The sequence below is a fragment of the Arenimonas sp. genome, from assembly GCF_044348765.1.
GTDB lineage: Bacteria > Pseudomonadota > Gammaproteobacteria > Xanthomonadales > Xanthomonadaceae > Arenimonas.
Window position 1 is genome coordinate 1 of sequence record NZ_JBIKSE010000015.1, and the last position, 15,548, is coordinate 15,548.

General features: G+C 56.4%; 16 protein-coding genes. 12 read left to right on the forward strand and 4 right to left on the reverse strand.

Features of this window, described 5'->3' with window-relative positions:
* Positions 1–91: 91 nt before the first annotated feature.
* Both yhbY and ACIQ0Q_RS03990 read left to right on the forward strand, forming a co-directional pair.
* A complete protein-coding gene (gene yhbY, locus ACIQ0Q_RS03985; RefSeq protein ID WP_395771659.1) occupies positions 92–397 on the forward strand; it encodes a ribosome assembly RNA-binding protein YhbY in 306 nt (101 codons plus the stop codon).
* A complete protein-coding gene (locus ACIQ0Q_RS03990) occupies positions 397–771 on the forward strand; it encodes an Mth938-like domain-containing protein (RefSeq protein ID WP_395771660.1) in 375 nt (124 codons plus the stop codon). The genes yhbY and ACIQ0Q_RS03990 overlap by 1 nt, the downstream gene beginning before the upstream one ends.
* 13 nt (positions 772–784) lie before the next feature.
* Here ACIQ0Q_RS03990 and ACIQ0Q_RS03995 read toward each other — a convergent pair whose 3' ends face one another.
* Both ACIQ0Q_RS03995 and ACIQ0Q_RS04000 read right to left on the reverse strand, forming a co-directional pair.
* Positions 785–2,170 (reverse strand): MBL fold metallo-hydrolase RNA specificity domain-containing protein, encoded by a 1,386-nt coding sequence (locus ACIQ0Q_RS03995; protein ID WP_395771661.1) that lies wholly within the window; start codon positions 2,168–2,170, stop codon positions 785–787.
* A gap of 68 nt (positions 2,171–2,238) precedes the next feature.
* The gene (locus ACIQ0Q_RS04000; RefSeq protein WP_395771690.1) at positions 2,239–4,329 is read right to left on the reverse strand and encodes a S46 family peptidase; all 2,091 of its coding nucleotides are present in this window, start codon (positions 4,327–4,329) and stop codon (positions 2,239–2,241) included.
* Between the two features lie 186 nt (positions 4,330–4,515).
* Here ACIQ0Q_RS04000 and tdh point away from each other — a divergent pair, with 186 nt between their 5' ends.
* Positions 4,516–5,535 (forward strand): L-threonine 3-dehydrogenase, encoded by a 1,020-nt coding sequence (gene tdh / locus ACIQ0Q_RS04005; protein WP_395771691.1) that lies wholly within the window; start codon positions 4,516–4,518, stop codon positions 5,533–5,535.
* A 70-nt stretch (positions 5,536–5,605) separates the two neighbouring features.
* Here the strand turns inward: tdh and ACIQ0Q_RS04010 are convergent, their stop codons facing one another.
* Positions 5,606–6,289 (reverse strand): TorF family putative porin, encoded by a 684-nt coding sequence (locus tag ACIQ0Q_RS04010; RefSeq protein WP_395771662.1) that lies wholly within the window; start codon positions 6,287–6,289, stop codon positions 5,606–5,608.
* Between the two features lie 274 nt (positions 6,290–6,563).
* Between ACIQ0Q_RS04010 and kbl the strand changes: the two genes are divergently transcribed.
* Positions 6,564–7,760, forward strand: coding sequence for a glycine C-acetyltransferase (gene kbl / locus ACIQ0Q_RS04015; protein ID WP_395771663.1), 1,197 nt, complete (start codon positions 6,564–6,566; stop codon positions 7,758–7,760).
* Here the strand turns inward: kbl and ACIQ0Q_RS04020 are convergent.
* Positions 7,743–8,477, reverse strand: coding sequence for a pseudouridine synthase (locus tag ACIQ0Q_RS04020; protein ID WP_395771664.1), 735 nt, complete (start codon positions 8,475–8,477; stop codon positions 7,743–7,745). The two genes, kbl and ACIQ0Q_RS04020, sit on opposite strands and share 18 nt — an antisense overlap.
* 34 nt (positions 8,478–8,511) lie before the next feature.
* Between ACIQ0Q_RS04020 and ACIQ0Q_RS04025 the strand changes: the two genes are divergently transcribed.
* Genes ACIQ0Q_RS04025 through ACIQ0Q_RS04060 form a run of 8 tightly spaced genes read left to right on the forward strand, consistent with a single transcriptional unit; the run spans position 8,512 to position 15,536 of the window.
* Positions 8,512–8,958, forward strand: coding sequence for an OsmC family protein (locus ACIQ0Q_RS04025; protein ID WP_395771665.1), 447 nt, complete (start codon positions 8,512–8,514; stop codon positions 8,956–8,958).
* A gap of 42 nt (positions 8,959–9,000) precedes the next feature.
* Positions 9,001–9,915, forward strand: a complete 915-nt coding sequence (locus ACIQ0Q_RS04030; RefSeq protein WP_395771666.1) for an acyl-CoA desaturase — start codon at positions 9,001–9,003, stop codon at positions 9,913–9,915.
* Positions 9,867–11,150 (forward strand): NAD(P)/FAD-dependent oxidoreductase, encoded by a 1,284-nt coding sequence (locus tag ACIQ0Q_RS04035; RefSeq protein ID WP_395771667.1) that lies wholly within the window; start codon positions 9,867–9,869, stop codon positions 11,148–11,150. The genes ACIQ0Q_RS04030 and ACIQ0Q_RS04035 overlap by 49 nt, the downstream gene beginning before the upstream one ends.
* Positions 11,147–11,923, forward strand: coding sequence for a DUF1365 domain-containing protein (locus tag ACIQ0Q_RS04040; protein ID WP_395771668.1), 777 nt, complete (start codon positions 11,147–11,149; stop codon positions 11,921–11,923). Before ACIQ0Q_RS04035 ends, ACIQ0Q_RS04040 begins: the two co-directional genes overlap by 4 nt.
* Positions 11,910–13,151, forward strand: coding sequence for a class I SAM-dependent methyltransferase (locus ACIQ0Q_RS04045; RefSeq protein ID WP_395771669.1), 1,242 nt, complete (start codon positions 11,910–11,912; stop codon positions 13,149–13,151). The genes ACIQ0Q_RS04040 and ACIQ0Q_RS04045 overlap by 14 nt, the downstream gene beginning before the upstream one ends.
* Before the next feature lie 2 nt (positions 13,152–13,153).
* Positions 13,154–13,708, forward strand: a complete 555-nt coding sequence (locus tag ACIQ0Q_RS04050; RefSeq protein WP_395771670.1) for a DUF2878 domain-containing protein — start codon at positions 13,154–13,156, stop codon at positions 13,706–13,708.
* A complete protein-coding gene (locus ACIQ0Q_RS04055; RefSeq protein WP_395771671.1) occupies positions 13,705–14,499 on the forward strand; it encodes a DUF1295 domain-containing protein in 795 nt (264 codons plus the stop codon). The genes ACIQ0Q_RS04050 and ACIQ0Q_RS04055 overlap by 4 nt, the downstream gene beginning before the upstream one ends.
* Positions 14,496–15,536 (forward strand): SAM-dependent methyltransferase, encoded by a 1,041-nt coding sequence (locus ACIQ0Q_RS04060; RefSeq protein WP_395771672.1) that lies wholly within the window; start codon positions 14,496–14,498, stop codon positions 15,534–15,536. The genes ACIQ0Q_RS04055 and ACIQ0Q_RS04060 overlap by 4 nt, the downstream gene beginning before the upstream one ends.
* Positions 15,537–15,548: the final 12 nt, after the last annotated feature.

Consider the following 15,548-nt stretch of genomic DNA (forward strand, 5'->3'; position numbering starts at 1 on the left):
TGCTTTTGCTGCGGGTAGCCATAATCGTTGTGGGCTTGGGTATGCCTTCATGATACCCTTTTATCCCCATCACCGCATTGGACCATAGGTCATGACCACCCCCCTCAGCAATCCGCAGAAACGCTATTTGCGTGGGCTCGCACACGACCTGAAGCCCATCATTCTGGTCGGTGCAAAAGGCCCGAGCGATGCCTTGCTGGCCGAACTGGACGGCGCACTGGAGCGGCATGAACTGCTGAAAGTCAAATTTTCCGCCGATGACCGCGACACCCGGGATATCTGGATTGCGCGTCTGGTCGAACAGTCGAAAGCCGACCTGGTCGCCCGCATCGGCAATATCGTGGTTCTGTTCCGGCGCAGCAAAGACAAGCCCTTGATTATCCTGCCGAAGGCCTGATGCAGATTACCCTGGAAAATCCCGACTACCGCTACATTTGCCGAGGTGTCAGTGCGGCCGGTGTCATGGTGAATACCCGGGAAATCACCCGCAGCTTCCTACTCGGGCCCAATGTGTTAGTGGAAAACTGGGCGCTGAGCGATATGCGCATACCCGACCCGACGGCCTGGAACGCCGTTGTGGAACTCAAACCGGCCCTGTTCATCCTTGGCACCGGCTCCATCCAGATATTCCCCGAACCCAGACATCTGGCCTACTTCCTGCAACGTGGCATCGGCTTCGAGGTGATGGACAATGCCGCCGCCGCGCGGACCTTCAACATCCTGGCCCAAGAAGGCCGTAATGTCGTAGCCGGATTCATTGTTTCCATCTGAGTTAATAGCGGCATCAGACCGTGAGAGTTTCCGCATAGGGCGGAATACTGGCATCCACATCGAACCGCATTTTCAGAGCCAGTGCACAAGCTTTGCGGGCATCATCCTCACCATGCACCAAGGCTATGGCTGGGTGTAATGAAAAAGCGCCATACCACTCCAGAAGGCCTGCCTGATCGGTATGCGCCGACAGACCACCTATAGTATGCCTGTGCGCCTTTATTTTGATTTCGTCACCGAACAGCTTGATGGAATCAATGCCATCGACCAGAAGTCTCCCAAGAGTACCGACAGACTGATAACCGACGAACAGAATATGGTTCTTGGCACTGCCCAGATTGTGGCGCAGGTGATGTCGGATGCGGCCGCCATTACACATACCGGATCCCGCGATGATGATGCAGCCGCCGTTGTGCTCGTTGATGGCCTTGGAGTCCTCGACATCCGTGGTGTACTTCAGATTGGGTAGCCGGAACGGATGCGGCTTCCCGTGGAACATGGCCTTGGCATCATCATCGAATAGTTCATCATGCCGATCGTAGACCTCAATGACTTTCGAGGCCATCGGACTGTCCATGAAGATGCGCCACCGTCCCAGATTCCAGTCTTCAAAGTGTTTTGCGAACCAGTACAGCAGCTCCTGACTGCGCCCGACCGCAAATGCTGGAATCAGGATATTACCACCCGCCTTCCAGGCGGCGTCGAAAATTTCACCCATTTCCTGTACGGTGGCCGCACGGTCACGATGCAGACGGCCACCGTAGGTGGATTCCATCAGCACCAGATCGGCCTGCTGAAAGGGATCCGGATCCGCAAGAATAGGCGTATCTAGTGGTCCGATATCACCTGAAAAAACCAATGTGCGGGTTACACCGCCTTCTTCCGCCTGAATCCTGACGCTGGCCGAACCGAGGATATGCCCGGCATCCTGAAGGGTTACCGTCAAACCTGGAAATAGTATCTTCGGATTACGGTAATCCAGTCGTTCAAGTTGACGGACTACCTGGCCAACATCATGCCGGGTAAACAGCGGTTTGTGGTGATTATGGCCGTCCTTGTGAAAGCGGTTCCGGCGCTCGGCATCCATTTCGGCGAGTGATGCGGCATCTTCCAGCATCACCGGCAGCAGATCGGCCGATGCGCGGTGCGTGTAAATCGGGCCATGATAGCCATACTGCGCCAGAACCGGTAACCGCCCGCAGTGATCGATGTGCGCATGACTGAGAATGACTGCATCGATGGTCTTGACATCGAAATCAAAGGGGAGTGCATTTTTGGCTTCTTCGATTTTACTGCCCTGGATCATTCCGCAATCAAGCAGTATCCGCCTGCCGGCGGCCTCCACCAAATGGCATGATCCGGTAACGGCACCGGCAGCACCAAAAACAGTAACCTTCATGATTCACTCCTCGCACAAAACACATGCAATCCATACTAGCAAAAAAGCCGGCTTGCGCCGGCTTTAGTTTATTTGCGAGATTCGTTGATTTCACGGAGCACATTCGGCGCCGGGAAGGCTTTATCGATTACCCACAGCATGTAACGGGAATCAACGGAAATCATGCGGTTGAGATTGCCGTCATAGACCCAGTTGGAACTGACCGACTCCCAATTGCCATCGAACGCCAGACCGACCAATTCGCCCTTGCCGTTCATGACCGGCGATCCGGAATTACCGCCGGTTATATCGAGATTCGACAGAAAGTTGACCGGTAAAGTACCGAGCTTGCTGTCGGCATAGCGGCCGTAATCCTTGGCGGAAACTAGATCAAGCAGGCGCTTCGGCGCATCGAAGGGTTCGTCCTTGCTCGCTTTTGCAGCCATGCCTTCTGCAGTGGTAAACGGCACATAAACCGCGCCGTCCTGAGGCTTGTAACCGGTAACATTGCCATAAGTGAGGCGCAGGCTGCTGTTGGCATCCGGATACACCGCTTCGCCACGGCTGCGTTTGTAGTCGATGACCGCCTGCAGATAGACCGGACGGTATTTTGCGTATTCACCGGTGCGTGCCTTACCGGTGTTTTCCACCGCAAGAAGGCTCGGATACAAGGCGACTGCCAGTTTCACAATACTGTCACTGCTTGCTTCGAACTCGGATCTGCCTGCCTTCAGCCATTTTTCGCGTTCTGCCAACTCGCCATAACGTGTGCCGGCATAGAGTGCATCGACCGCGCGGCGAACCGCTGCCGCATCGCTGCCCCCAAGCCAGGCGTCCAAGGCCGAATTACGTAAGTCGGCCGGAAGCTGGATGTACTGGCCAAGCCAGTAGGACATCAGCTGCTTTTCCATGGCCGGATGATAGCGGTTCTGCAGTTCACGGACACCGCCATCAATGCGGGCGCGATCGCGCTCCTGATAACCCGGAGCACGCTCGGCATTCGGCTTGGTGTTCTCCACCGCAAGCCGGAACAGGTTACGGGCATTTCCGAGCAGACCCAGATTGGCAATCGACCCAACAACGGTATCCCGTTCCTGCGTCGCCCGATCCTGCATGTGCAAGGCGACGAGTTTGGCATGGGCATCGCGCGCGGCCTTGCCTTTGGCGCCCTGCTTGTCGAGCCAGGCCAGTACGGCTTTTTCATCGGCACGCTTGATAGCGGCAGCACCGCTTTTGCGGAAGCCAAGCAGCTGACCGTCGTAATTCTTCAGGGTGTTTTCCCAGCCACGTACGGTATTGGCATACTTGATGTCGATATCCTTATCGGTCTTGCCAGCGGCATGCACGAGATCACGGACATTCTTCAGATTGCGGCTGATGTACGGGTAGGACCAGTTTTCAGTATTCTCGAATTCAGCTGCGAGCGCGTAACGGTTAGTACGGCCAGGATACCCTGCAACCATCACGAAATCGCCTTCGCGCAGCGGATCAGCGGCCACGCGCAGCCAATGCTTGTTGCGGTAGGGCACGTTGTCTTTCGCGAATGCGGCCGGCTTGCCGTCTTTACCGACGTAGGCACGGATCAGGGTGAAATCGCCGGTATGACGCGGCCACATCCAGTTGTCAACTTCGCCGCCGTAATTGCCGATACTGCCCGGAGGCGCATACACCAGACGGACATCGCGAATTTCCATCTGCCTGAACAGGCGGTACTGTACCCCGCCGAAGAAGCTGGAGACGGTGCAGCGGAATCCAGCTTCGGCTTCGCACTCAGCCACAATGGTTTTGCTGGCGTTTTCCAGTGCCACTTGGCGCTGCAGACCGTCCATGCCGTCATTGACCGCCGCATTCATGCGCGCACTGACGTCGGTGATGGAATCCATCACGAAGATCCGGGAGTTCGGACCGGCATTGACTTCATCAGCAGGAGTCGCGGCAATAAAGCCATTGCTGAGCAGGTCATTCTGCGGGGTTGAATTCAGCTGGATACCGCCGTAGGCGCAATGGTGGTTGGTGGCAACCAGACCGTTGGGGGAAATGAATGAGGCAGTACAGCCGCCCAGACTGACCACGGCACCCATCGGTTGCCCGGTCAAATCGGCGAAGTCCGATGGGCTGAGAACCAAACCGGCTTTTTTCAGAGGCCCGGCGATTTCGCCCAGCTGTTGCGGTACCCACATACCCTCATCGGCCTGGGCCGACACGCCTACCAACAGCATCAATGACAACAGTTTCATACGCATACCACAGAACCCCTTTCCGGATTAAAACCCGATTATCCAATAAATCCGGATCAAAATGGCGTCAATCGTCAGGCCGGCGCGTATAATGTGCGCCTGAACCGGGAGCCCCTTATGTCCGCCATGATGAAAGCCTTAGTCAAACGCCACGCCGAGAAGGGCATCTGGATGGAGCAGGTGCCTGTCCCGGAAGCCGGCCCCAATGAAGTACTGATTAAGCTGGAAAAGACCGCCATCTGCGGTACCGATCTGCATATTTACAAGTGGGACGACTGGAGCCAGCGCAGCATCATCCCCGGCCTAGTGATCGGTCATGAATTCGTTGGGCGCATCGCGGCCATGGGTCAGGGCGTGACCGGCTACCAATTAGGCGACCGCGTCTCGGCCGAAGGGCATATCGTCTGCGGCCATTGCCGGAATTGCCGGGCTGGACGCCAGCACCTGTGTCCGAATACGGTCGGCATCGGGGTGAACCGTAACGGAGCCTTCGCCGAATACATCGTGATGCCGGCCTCCAATCTCTGGCCGATTCCCGATCAGATTCCGAGTGAACTGGCCGCCTTCTTCGATCCCTATGGCAATGCCGCCCACTGCGCGCTGGAATTCGACGTGATCGGCGAAGATGTCTTGATTACCGGTGCCGGCCCGATCGGCATCATCGCCGCCGGCATCTGCAAGCATATCGGTGCCCGCAACGTGGTGGTGACCGATGTCAATGATTACCGCTTGAAGCTCGCGGCGGACATGGGCGCCACACGTGTCGTCAACGTGGCAAAACAAAGCCTGAAAGACGTGATGGCCGAGCTGCATATGGAAGGCTTTGATGTCGGCCTGGAAATGAGCGGCGTTCCACAGGCCTTCAACGACATGCTCGACTGCATGTACCATGGCGGCAAAGTCGCCCTGCTCGGCATTCTGCCAAAAGGCGCCGGCGTTGACTGGGACCGCATCATCTTCAAGGGCCTAACCGTGCAAGGGATTTACGGCCGGAAAATGTACGAAACCTGGTACAAGATGACCCAGATGGTATTGACCGGTTTCCCGCTACAAAAAGTGTTGACCCATCAAATCCACATCGATGACTTCCAGAAGGGCTTCGATCTGATGGAAGCCGGTGTCTGTGGCAAGGTCGTCTGTACCTGGTAAGTCGCTGTGCAACAATACCAAGGATAAAAAAGGGGCGCCGGAGCGCCCCTTTTCATTTGTATCGGCTGAATTAGCCGCCGATCTTGACGCTCAGCACGACGGAGTCGGAAGCGTTGAAGTTCAGGTTGGTGTCGTAGTAGTTCAGACCGAATTCCAGCGCGCCGAAGCTCTTGCTGACGCCGACGTTCCAGTCGTTGTAATCACCGGCATCGGCGAAGGTGCGGCCGAAACCGGCGTTCAGGCTGTAATCGCTGCCCAGATCCCAGCTGTTGCCGAGGTTCACATAGGTCACATTTTCGCCGGTATTGCTGTAGTCGTTGGTGTAACCGACAGTCAGGGTGGCGACATCGTTCATGGCGAACTTGGTGATCAGTTCGTTGTAATCGCTATTACCGTAGGTGGAATCTGCACCGTGGTAGGTGTAACGGGTCAGCATGACATCAAAGTTGAACTTGTCACCCAGATCGGTGTTATAACCGACATAGGCATCCAGTTCGATGGACGGGCCGTCAGCTGCTTGGAAGTCAACGTTCGAGCCCCAGGCGCCGGCATAGAAGCCGCTGTCGCCAAAGGCGTAGTCAACGCCACCTTGAAACGCGATGTCTTTGCCCGATTGGGAAACACCACGGAACACGTAGTCGGACACAATACCGGCATTCCAGCTGAAGTTCGATCCTTCGGCTTCTTGGGCGAAGGAAACAGCCGGGGCTGCGAGCAGAGCGGCCAGAATGGCGGCTTTCAGATTCTTTTGCATTGCGAAATCTCCAATGGTTTGGTCTAACAAAAAACGGAAAATGCCCCCTGTCTACCGGTTTTGAACCCGTTAGCTGGAGATGATGTTAACGTATTTTTAGCAATTTAGATAGCATGTTGTTGTTTATTCAACACTGTTCAATATTCGTTCACAATTCAACATCATGGCATATACCATCGTCACGGGCCTGTAATTAAAATATATATTTCAATATGTTATAAAGTAATACAGGGATTTTCATGTAAAATGACGGCATCTACAGAGAATGATACCCATGAACAAAAATGCCCTGGAGTTCTATCAATCCGAACTGGATGCCATTGAAAAACAGGGTCTGCTGAAGCAGGAACGCATCATCACCAGCGCCCAATCCGCTGAAATCGAGCTGGAAGATGGCCGGACCGTGCTCAATTTCTGTGCCAACAACTACCTCGGTTTGGCCGACAACCCCGACATCATCCAATCCGCCAAAGAGGCCCTCGACACGCACGGTTTCGGCATGGCCTCGGTCCGCTTCATCTGCGGGACCCAGGATCTGCACAAAACGCTTGAAGCGCGGATCGCGGCCTTTTTCGGAACCGAAGACGCCATCCTGTATGCCGCCTGCTTCGACGCCAATGGTGGCCTGTTTGAACCGCTACTCGGCGAGAACGATGCCGTTATTTCCGATGCGCTCAACCATGCCTCGATCATCGATGGCGTCCGCCTTTGCAAGGCCAAGCGGTTTCGTTACGACAATTGCGACATGGCCGGCCTAGAGGCCCAATTACAGGCCGCGGATGCCGCCGGTTGCCGAATCAAATTGATTACCACTGATGGCGTATTCTCGATGGACGGCTCGATTGCCCCGCTCGCCGAGCTGACTTCACTTGCTGAAAGGTACAACGCTTTGGTGCATATTGATGAATGTCATGCCACCGGATTTCTGGGGGCTACCGGGCGTGGTTCGGCGGAAGTGCATGGCGTCCTGCATAAAATCGATATCTTCACCGGAACATTGGGCAAATCGCTCGGTGGCGCGCTGGGCGGCTTCACCACCGGGCCGAAAGCCGTCATCGAACTGTTGCGCCAACGCTCACGGCCTTATCTTTTTTCGAACTCGCTGCCACCGCCGGTGGTTGCGGCCGGCATCCGGGTTTTCGATATGCTGGCCGGTGCCGATGACCTGCGCCGCAAGCTCGAGGACAATACCCGATTCTTCCGTGAGGAGATGACAAAGGCGGGCTTCACCATCAAACCCGGAACACATCCGATCGTACCAGTGATGCTATTCGACGCGGTTCTGGCCCAGGAATTTGCGCGCCGTCTGCTCGATGAAGGGATTTATGCCGTAGGCTTCTTCTTCCCGGTAGTGGCCAAAGGGCAGGCACGCATTCGCACGCAGATGAGTGCCGCACACAGCCGGGAGCATCTCGAACGTGCGATTGCTGCCTTCACCAAAGTCGGACGTGAACTAGGCCTGATTCAGTAAGGCCAACTCATGCTTGGTCAGTTGTCGCCACTGCCCTTTCGGCAGATCGCCCAGGTGCAAGCCGCCGATGGCGGTGCGGATCAGGCGCAGCACACCGATGTCGAAGCTCTCGAGTAGTCGCCGTATCTGCCGGTTGCGGCCCTCATCAAGGACGATTTCGAGCCAGGCATACTTTTCACCCTGACGAAGCAGCTCAATGCGCTTGGCCGAGAGGAATCCGATATCGGTTTCTACTCCCGCCCGTAGCCGTTGCAAGAGTGTCTGCTCAGGAACACAATCAATCTGGACATGGTAGGTTTTGTCCGGACCGGTTTCCGGGCTGGTGATGCCTGCAGCCCAGACAGGGTCATTGCAAAACAGCAGAAGGCCCTCGCTGGCCTTGTCCAATCTGCCCACCGGCGATAGCCAAGGCATGTCGGCGGGAAGACAATCGTAGACGGTTGCCCGTTGGCGTTCGTCCGAGCGCGTTGTCACCAGTCCCCGGGGCTTGTTCAGCATGATGGCCATGAACGGACGGGGTTCCGCACCGCCCTTCCCGGTTTCGATACGGTCCAGCCCCATGCGGATCGGATACTCCGGATCTCTGATGACTTTCCCGTTGACCTGAACGGCACCGGCAAGAATCAGACGGGCTGCCTCGGTTCGCGAAGCCAGACCCATTTTCGAGAGTACACGGGCAAGCCCGTAACGTTTGCTGGAGTTGGATGCGCGGTTCATCCGTGTAGAATAAGTCAATCTAAAGGAGGCCGCCATGGCTGAACACACCGCAGAAGTTCACTGGATTGCATCACCGCATCCCGAACAACCCGCTACATTTTCCCGTGACCACACCGTACGGTTGGAAAATGGCCACGAACTGCTGAACTCCTCAGCTCCGGCTTATCACGGTAATCCGGCGGCAGCTAATCCGGAAACCCTCCTGCTGGCGGCTCTGGCCTCTTGCCATATGCTGACCTTCCTCGCCATTGTCAGCAAACGGGGTTATTCCATTGCTGACTACTCCGATCGAGCAGTCGGCACTCTGGGCAAGAATGCCGAAGGCCGCATGGCGATTACGCATTGCAGCCTGAATCCATCGGTTAAATTTTTGGGTGATAATCAACCCACTGCCGAGGAGTTGCAGCGATTCCATGACAGTGCGCACCGTAACTGTTTCATCGCTAACACACTCAATTGCGTGGTTGAAATCGCTATATAAGCCTTCACGGCAGTATCACCGCCCCGAACCGAAAATGCCTCAATGACTCTGAAATCTGATCGTAGCGCCTCCATTCTTGCCTGGTTTGACAGCGAGGCCGAAAGCCCGGAACAGCGCTCGGGAATCGCGTGGCTGAGAGTTGCTCCGTTCATTGCCCTGCATCTTGCCTGCTTTGCCGTATTTTGGGTGGGCTATTCGAATACTGCTCTCATTGCACTTCTGTTGACCTATGCTGTTCGCATGTTCGCCATCACCGGCTTTTACCACCGTTATTTCTCCCATAAGACCTTCAAAACCCATCCGTGGGTCGAAACGGTGTTCGCCTTCATCGGGGCAAGCAGTTCCCAGCGTGGCGCGCTGTGGTGGGCCGCCCACCACCGCAAACATCATCGGCATTCCGACTCCGAGCTTGATCTGCACAGCCCCCGTCATGGCTTTTGGCAGAGCCACATGGCTTGGTTCCTCAAACACGAGGCTTTTGCGACCGATTACAGTGTCATCCAGGATTTTGCGAAACGACCAGCCCTGCGTTGGTTGAACCGTTTCGACATCGTTGCACCGTTCACTCTGGCTGTCCTGCTGTTCGGTATCGGCACGCTGCTTGAGCGCGTTGCCCCCGGACTCGGCACCTCAGGCCCGCAACTGCTGGTCTGGGGATTCGTGCTCTCGACCGTGCTGTTGTTTCATGTTACGGTCAGCATCAATTCCATCGCCCATGTCTGGGGACGGCGCCGCTATGATACCGGCGACGACAGCCGAAACAACGCCCTGTTGGCCGTGCTGACCTTCGGTGAAGGCTGGCACAACAACCACCACCACTACCCGAACAGCTGTCGCCAGGGCTTTTTCTGGTGGGAGCTCGATCTGACCTATCTTGTCCTGCGCAGTATGCAGGCACTGGGACTGGCATGGGACCTCAAGCCCGTTCCCGTTCACGTCAAACGGCAAACGGCGTGAAGATCGCGGTCATCGGCAGCGGCATCGCCGGCATCAGTGCGGCATGGGCTCTGTGCAGTCAGCATGAGGTCGTGCTGCTCGAAAAGGAAAGTCGACTGGGTGGCCACACCCATACCCATGACATTGCCATGGGAGCAAGAAATTACCGCATCGACTCCGGTTTCATCGTCCATAATCCGGAAAACTATCCCCTGTTCAGCGACTTCCTGAAGGAACTGGGCGTTCCAACCAAAACCACAGAAATGAGTTTTGCGGTTTATAACCGTGCACTCGGCATGTACTACAACGCACATGATCTTAGCGGTCTGTTCTGCCAGAAGCGCAACCTGTTGTCACCGCAATTCTGGCGCATGCTGGCGGATATCCGCCGATTCTATGTTGAATGCCCCGCCCTATTGGCCTCGCATGAGGAGGGTCCGGCGTTGGGCGACTATCTTCATGCCAACGGATACAGCAGCTTCTTCATTGATAACCACCTGATCCCGATGGCTAGCGCCCTATGGTCCTCGCCAAGCCAGCGTATTCTCGATTTTCCTGCAAAATACCTGGTGGCATTCATGGCCAACCACCACATGCTGCAGATCAGTGGTCGACCGCTCTGGCGGGTTCTTGAAAATGGTTCCAGCAGTTACATCGAGAAAATTTCCAAGGAATGGCCGGTTACGGTACGTCTTGATGCAGCAGTGATACGGGTACTGCGTACCGATGACACGGTAGCCGTCACCACAAATCACGGTACCGAGAATTTCGACCAGGTCGTGTTCGCCTGTCACAGTGATCAGGCGCTGATGATGCTGGCCGATGCCGATACCGCTGAGCGCGAAATTCTGGGCGCCATTCGCTATCAGGCCAATGAAACCGTACTGCACCGTGATGCTTCGGTGCTGCCACCCGACCGTCGCGCCTGGGCCGCCTGGAATGCCGATATTCCCAGCGAGCCGGGCGCGCCCTGCTCGGTCAGTTACTGCATGAATATCCTGCAGGGTATCGACTGCCCAGAACCATTTATCGTCAGCCTGAACCAGCGCAGCCAGATCGATCCGGAAAAAATCTTCGCGGTCATGCACTATCACCACCCGGTCTACGACCATGCCATGGTCCGTGCACAGTCTCGGCGAAGCGAACTCCAGGGCAGGCGCCGGAGTTGGTTCTGCGGTGCCTATTGGGGGTTCGGCTTCCATGAAGACGGTTTCCGCAGCGGCCATGAGGTCGCCCGAGACATCCTCGCCTTATGAGTCAGGTGCAGACCGATGCGATTTACGTCGGGCATATCGGTCATCGACGCTTTTCCCCCAAAGCACATGCTTTCCGTTACCGCATTTTCCAGCTTTACCTCGACATCAGCCGGATTGAACAAACACTGAAGCCTTTCTGGTTCTGCTCGACCAAAGGTTTCAATTGGCTCGGCTACCGGCGCGCGGATTATTTCGGGGACGCCTCGCTGCCGCTGGACACCGCCGTTCGCCGGCATGTGCGAAGCGAAACAGGTACCGAGCACGAAGGGCCGATTTTCCTACTGACCCACCTGCGCGTATTCGGCTTCGTCATCAATCCCGTCAGCTTTTACTATGGCTTCGCTCCGGACGGTTGCACACTGCGTTGGATTATCGCGGAAATCACCAATACTCCGTGGGGTGAACGCCACTGTTATTTTCTGCCGCTGGATTCTGTGGCTACCGAAGATGGCCTTGGCCATTGGCATTTCCCGAAGCGTTTTCATGTTTCGCCGTTTCTGCCCATGGACCTTGAGTACGATTGGCGGTTCAGCCAACCGGAGGACCGCCTGAATGTTTACATGCGGGTCGAACGGGTTGACGAGAAGCAATTTGACGCAACCTTGACCCTGCAACGGCGACAATTGACGGTATTGAATCTACAGCATCAGCTCCTGCTGCAACCCTGGATGAGCGCCACGGTGGCGTTCGGCATCTACTGGAATGCGTTTAGGCTTTGGCTCAAGCGGGTTCCATTCCATTCCCATCCCAAGGCCGACCATGATCCGAACTGAATCAGATACTATAACCAGCGGCCAGCGACTGACCGGTATCGATGCCCTGGTACGCAACCAGGTCCTCGCGAAACTTGGCAAGCTGCAGCATGGCCATCTGCAGATGTCTGAGAGCGGCACGTGCCGGACCTATGGTGACACGGACCAGCCCGGCTTCGGCACATTAACCATCGCCGATAGCCGTTTTTTCGGCAAGCTCGCTTTCGGGGGATCGGTCGGAGCAGCAGAATCCTATATGGACGGAGATTGGCAGACGGATGATCTGGTCGGTCTGATGCGGCTTCTGATCCGCAATCGCAATCTTCTGGATGCCATGGAAGGAGGCGGTGCCCGCATCGCCGGTTGGCTGATGAAGGCCGCGCATGCTTTGCGTCGCAATACCCGCAGCGGAAGCCGGAAAAACATTGCCGCGCATTACGATCTTGGCAACGCCCTTTTCGAACTGTTCCTCGACCCCAGTCTGATGTATTCCTCGGCGGTATTCGACCGGGATGGCATGACCCTTGAGCAAGCCTCCCAACGCAAGCTTCAGCTGATCTGTGAAAAGCTGGAACTGGGTCCAGATGACCACTTGATCGAAATCGGTACCGGCTGGGGCGGCATGGCGATTTATGCCGCCAAGCACACCGCATGCCGTGTCACCACCACCACGATTTCCCGGGAACAATACGATCTGGCCAAAGCACGGATCGCCGCCGAAGGCCTGCAGGATCGTATCACACTCCTGTTCGAGGATTACCGAGACCTCAAAGGCAATTTCGACAAACTGGTTTCTATTGAAATGATCGAAGCTATCGGCCATCAGTTCCAGGACATCTATTTCGAAAAATGCGCCAGCCTGCTCAAGCCTGGTGGTAAAGCACTGATCCAGGCCATCACCATCGAAGACCACCGCTACCAGCAAGCACTCGGCAGTGTCGACTTCATCAAACGCTATATCTTTCCGGGCAGCTACATTCCCTGCGTCAGCAGCATGGTCGCTTCCGCGGCGCAGGCTGGTCATCTGCGCCTGCTCGACTTGCAGGACATCGGTGACAGCTACGCCAAGACCATCCATGCCTGGCGTGAGCGTTTCCTGTCCCGTGAAGCCGACGTTGTGGCGCTGGGCTATGACCGGCGTTTCCTGCGCATGTGGGATTTCTATCTGGCCTACTGCGAGGCCGGTTTCTTGGAAGAATCCATCAGCGACGTGCACTTGCTGCTGGGTAAGGAAAGGTATCCCGGATGAACATGGCAAAAATGCCTGCCTGGTCATGGACCGTGCTGAACGTCCTCGGTTTCCAGGCGGTCTGGCTGGTGAGCGTCATCGGCGCCGGGCGCGGCCTCTGGTGGCCGGGTCTGGTCGTCGCAGTTCTGTTTACGGCGCTTACGCTGGCATTCACCCGGGAACGCAACAGGGATCTGCGTACCCTGAGCATTGCACTTCCGCTGGGTTTCTTCATGGACAGCATTCTCGTGCAGTCCCAGAGCCTGCAGTTCGCCTGTCCATATCCCCTACCCGGTCTAGCGCCGGTTTGGATCATGGCGCTCTGGCTGGGCTTCGCGCTGACCCTGAACCACTCGCTCCGCAGCATCTACGCCAAAGCACTGCCCACCTTCCTGTTCGGTTTGCTCGGCGGCCCGGTTGCCTATGGCATCGCCACCATGCGCTTCGAGGCGATGTCCGTCCAAGGCAGCACCCTTGAATGCGCACTCTGGATCGGTTTGGTCTGGGGCATCGGACTCAGCGTGATCCGCTGGCTTGATCTGCGCAGTACCTCCACAGAAAAAGGACAGACCGCATGAGCCTGCTTACGACCGTCGCCATCATTTTCGGATTCAGCGCCGCTGCCATGGCCTTGGTCTGGATGCTTGCCTTGAAGATTCGCAATATCGGCATCGTGGATGTGGCATGGGCTGGTCTGATGGCAATTGCCGGTGGTTTCTGCGCGGATGTGGCCGAGGGCTCGACACTGGCACGCTTTTCTGTAGGCCTGTTTGCAGGACTGTGGGGGCTGCGCCTCTTCCTTTCCCTGCTCATCAGGGTTCGCCATGAGCCCGAAGACGGCCGCTATCAGGCCTTGCGCGCGGCATGGAACGGCAGCCCGGTAAAGCTATTCGTGTTCTTTCAGGGGCAGGCGGTCATCGTGGCCTTGTTCAGTCTGCCGTTCATAGCAGCCGCGAACAATACAAACGTGACGCTTGATTTCTGGTTTTTCGCCGCAGTAGCTGTTTTTGTCCTCAGCGTTGCCGGAGAGTGGCTGGCTGATCGACAACTCGCCACATTTCGAGGCAATGCCGCAAACCGCGGTAAAACCTGCCGGAACGGATTGTGGGCCTGGTCGCGGCATCCGAATTACTTTTTCGAATGGCTGCACTGGTTCGCCTACCTGTTCCTTGCAATCGGCAGTCCGCAGTTCTGGCTGAGCCTGATCGGGCCGGTGGTCATGCTGGCCTTCCTGTACCGCGTCAGCGGCATCCCGTGGACCGAAGCACAGGCGCTGCGCTCGCGCGGCGATGACTACCGGCGTTATCAGAACGAGGTTAGCGCTTTCTTTCCCCTACCCCCTTCGATATCCAAAAACGGAGCTTTATGAGCCTTCTCGATTTCGCCGAACGTGGTCTGCTGCCGGATGCGATCATCCGGTATGGCATCCGGCAACTCTGCCGTCAACGATTACAGGATGAAGGATTCACCGATTGCGGCCTGGCGGATGCACGCTTCAATGAGTTGATTGCCGAATTGAAATCCAGCCCAATCGCTATCGAAACACAGGCGGCCAACGAACAGCACTATGAGCTTCCCACCGAGTTCTTCCAGCTCTGCCTCGGAAAACGCCTCAAGTACTCTTCGGCATTTTATCCCAAGGGCAATGAGTCCTTGGATGCCGCCGAGGAACACATGCTGCAGATGTACGGCGAACGCGCGGAATTGGTCGATGGCCAGGACATCCTGGAACTCGGCTGCGGCTGGGGCTCGTTGACCCTGTGGATGGCTGAACAGTATCCGAATTCACGCATTACCGCCGTTTCCAATTCGGCAACACAACGCGCTCATATTGAGGCGCGATGTCTTGAGCGCGGTTTCGGCAATGTCACGGTGCTGACGCGCGACGTCAACGTGCTGGATTTCGAAAACAGTCGGTTCGACCGCTGTGTTTCAGTGGAGATGTTTGAGCACATGCGCAACTACCGCAGTTTACTGAATGGCATCAGCCGTTGGCTGAAACCGGATGGCAAGCTGTTCGTGCACATCTTCGTACATCGCTATCTGATGTATCCGTTCGAAACCGGCGGCGATGACAACTGGATGGGAAGATACTTCTTCACCGGTGGACTGATGCCCTCGGCCGATACTCTATTGCATTTCGCCGATGATCTGGCGATAGAACGGCGCTGGCTGGTTCCGGGCCGCCATTACGCCCGCACCAGCAACCAATGGCTGGAAAATCAGGATCGCAACTGCGCGCGGATTCTGGAAATCCTCTCGGCAACCTATGGCGCCGAACAGGCCGCGGTCTGGTCGCAGCGCTGGCGTATGTTCTGGATGGCCTGCGCCGAGCTATTCGCGTACAACGACGGTAACGAATGGATGGTGGCGCATTACCGCTTCACCAATAAAAAACCCGGCTGAGCCGGGTTTTTA

Coding starts and splice junctions, on each gene's coding strand:
- yhbY (WP_395771659.1), top strand. CDS start 92: ATGACCACCCCCCTCAGCAATCCGCAGAAACGCTATTTGCGTGGGCTC.
- ACIQ0Q_RS03990 (WP_395771660.1), top strand. CDS start 397: ATGCAGATTACCCTGGAAAATCCCGACTACCGCTACATTTGCCGAGGT.
- ACIQ0Q_RS03995 (WP_395771661.1), bottom strand. CDS start 2,170: ATGAAGGTTACTGTTTTTGGTGCTGCCGGTGCCGTTACCGGATCATGC.
- ACIQ0Q_RS04000 (WP_395771690.1), bottom strand. CDS start 4,329: ATGTGGGTACCGCAACAGCTGGGCGAAATCGCCGGGCCTCTGAAAAAA.
- tdh (WP_395771691.1), top strand. CDS start 4,516: ATGAAAGCCTTAGTCAAACGCCACGCCGAGAAGGGCATCTGGATGGAG.
- ACIQ0Q_RS04010 (WP_395771662.1), bottom strand. CDS start 6,289: ATGCAAAAGAATCTGAAAGCCGCCATTCTGGCCGCTCTGCTCGCAGCC.
- kbl (WP_395771663.1), top strand. CDS start 6,564: ATGAACAAAAATGCCCTGGAGTTCTATCAATCCGAACTGGATGCCATT.
- ACIQ0Q_RS04020 (WP_395771664.1), bottom strand. CDS start 8,477: ATGAACCGCGCATCCAACTCCAGCAAACGTTACGGGCTTGCCCGTGTA.
- ACIQ0Q_RS04025 (WP_395771665.1), top strand. CDS start 8,512: ATGGCTGAACACACCGCAGAAGTTCACTGGATTGCATCACCGCATCCC.
- ACIQ0Q_RS04030 (WP_395771666.1), top strand. CDS start 9,001: ATGACTCTGAAATCTGATCGTAGCGCCTCCATTCTTGCCTGGTTTGAC.
- ACIQ0Q_RS04035 (WP_395771667.1), top strand. CDS start 9,867: ATGGGACCTCAAGCCCGTTCCCGTTCACGTCAAACGGCAAACGGCGTG.
- ACIQ0Q_RS04040 (WP_395771668.1), top strand. CDS start 11,147: ATGAGTCAGGTGCAGACCGATGCGATTTACGTCGGGCATATCGGTCAT.
- ACIQ0Q_RS04045 (WP_395771669.1), top strand. CDS start 11,910: ATGATCCGAACTGAATCAGATACTATAACCAGCGGCCAGCGACTGACC.
- ACIQ0Q_RS04050 (WP_395771670.1), top strand. CDS start 13,154: ATGGCAAAAATGCCTGCCTGGTCATGGACCGTGCTGAACGTCCTCGGT.
- ACIQ0Q_RS04055 (WP_395771671.1), top strand. CDS start 13,705: ATGAGCCTGCTTACGACCGTCGCCATCATTTTCGGATTCAGCGCCGCT.
- ACIQ0Q_RS04060 (WP_395771672.1), top strand. CDS start 14,496: ATGAGCCTTCTCGATTTCGCCGAACGTGGTCTGCTGCCGGATGCGATC.